This window comes from Acinetobacter sp. YH12201, from assembly GCF_013418145.1.
In the GTDB taxonomy this organism is placed as follows: Bacteria; Pseudomonadota; Gammaproteobacteria; order Pseudomonadales; family Moraxellaceae; genus Acinetobacter.
The window spans coordinates 1-1,605 of record NZ_VPCP01000173.1; the positions used below are offsets into that span (position 1 = coordinate 1).

At 60.1% G+C, this 1,605-nt stretch carries 1 protein-coding gene; it reads right to left on the minus strand.

Going from position 1 to position 1,605, the window contains the following annotated elements; translation table 11 throughout:
- Window positions 1-1,487 (minus strand): IS91-like element ISVsa3 family transposase (locus FTU91_RS16345; protein ID WP_180082852.1); only part of this gene is annotated, 1,487 nt, incomplete at its 3' end.
- Window positions 1,488-1,605: the final 118 nt, after the last annotated feature.

The window sequence follows — 1,605 nt, forward strand, 5'->3', positions numbered from 1 at the left end:
AACAGACCCAGGAGCAGCTCAGCCGGTGGCGCCCGGCTTTCGGGTAACGCCCTGGTCCCGCTGGTTTCGGCTTTGTGCTTCAGGTGATCAAGGATCTGCTTGATCACTATAGGGTCTTCAATGCAGGCGATGACTTTCATGGCGCCGCCGCAGCCGCTGCAGGTCTCGATGTCGATATTGAAAACACGCTTGAGCCGTTGCGCCCATGTCATCGACGCTCGCCGTTGTGCTGGTGTTGCCGGTTCATCAGCCACCCTGACCTTGTTGCCCCTGCCCCGTTTTGCCGGCGTGACCAACGCCCGGTGCCGACTGTTGGGTGCGAACACCCCGTGGAAGCGGGTTAGGTTGACTCTGGGCTTCGGTACCAGGGCGGCCAGCCTTGCAATGAAATCCAATGGTTCGAAAATGACGTGCGTGGTGCCGTCCCGGTACGGCGTCTTGAGCTGGTAGCGCACGTTGCCGCCTCGTGTTAACGACAGCCGCTTCTCGGATACCGCCGGGCGGCTGATGTACCGGCACAGCCGTTCGAGCTTCTTGCGTTCATCGGCCCTGGCCGCCACGCCGGCGTGCAGGCTGAACCCGGCTACCTTGCCAATCCCGTCACCGAACGGATCACCACTGGTCGGCAGAGTTTGCAAAGTGAACACCTTTCGCCCCGCCTGTGAACCGACAGCGATACGGTAAGTGATCGAGTGCCCCAGCAGGGGTGTCATCGGGTCGTCATCCACCGCATCCGAGGCCAGATAGCTGTTTTCGACATCCCGTTCCAGCAGGCCTTGCCGTTCCAGATAGCGACCCACCCGGTGGGCGATGGTGTGCGTCAGCTGGGTGAGCTCTGGGCTGGTCGGCGCCTTGACCCAGCGGAAACGCGCTGAGCCGTGGGATTGCTCGACATACACACCGTCGAGAAACAGCATGTGGAAGTGAACATTCAGATTGAGCGCCGATCCAAAACGCTGGATCAGGGTGACCGCGCCCGTCTTGGCCACTTGGTGGGTATGGCCCGCTTTCTTGACCAGGTGCGTGGCAATGACGCGGTAAACGATGCCCAGCACCCACCCCATGATCTCGGGCCGGCTGGCAAACAGGAAACGCAGCTGAAACGGGAAGCTCAACACCCACTGACGCATGGGTTGTTCAGGCAGTACTTCATCAACCAGCAAGGCGGCACTTTCGGCCATCCGCCGCGCCCCACAGCTCGGGCAGAAACCGCGACGCTTACAGCTGAAAGCGACCAGGTGCTCGGCGTGGCAAGACTCGCAGCGAACCCGTAGAAAGCCATGCTCCAGCCGCCCGCATTGGAGAAATTCTTCAAATTCCCGTTGCACATAGCCCGGCAATTCCTTTCCCTGCTCTGCCATAAGCGCAGCGAATGCCGGGTAATACTCGTCAACGATCTGATAGAGAAGGGTTTGCTCGGGTCGGTGGCTCTGGTAACGACCAGTATCCCGATCCCGGCTGGCCGTCCTGGCCGCCACATGAGGCATGTTCCGCGTCCTTGCAATACTGTGTTTACATACAGTCTATCGCTTAGCGGAAAGTTCTTTTACCCTCAGCCGAAATGCCTGCCGTTGCTAGACATTGCCAGCCAGTGCCCGTCACTCC